Below are 229 nucleotides of genomic sequence, written 5' to 3' on the forward strand. Positions count from 1 at the left end.
ACGCCGCCGCTGTACGACCTGTTCCTGTGGGGCGGGCAGGAGGTGCGCGACTACACGGTCGAACTGCCGGGCGGGGTCGAGCAGCCGGTCAAGGTGTTCGTGATGGACGCCTGGATCAGCCGCGGCTGGAGCAACTACACCGCCTGCGGCGCCACCGGCGCGGCCGGCTGGGCCAAGCCCGAAGGGCTGTATGCGGTGCGCGAAGCCTACGGCGATCTGCAGGGCGAGG

At 71.2% G+C, this 229-nt stretch carries 1 protein-coding gene; it reads left to right on the top strand.

All coding sequences use genetic code 11. The annotated features are described in order from the left end of the window. On the top strand, positions 1-229 hold a 229-nt coding region (locus tag HKX41_14115), incomplete at both ends, for a hypothetical protein (GenBank protein ID NNC25269.1).

The sequence above is a fragment of the Salifodinibacter halophilus genome (genome assembly GCA_012999515.1).
GTDB lineage: Bacteria > Pseudomonadota > Gammaproteobacteria > Nevskiales > Salinisphaeraceae > Salifodinibacter > Salifodinibacter halophilus.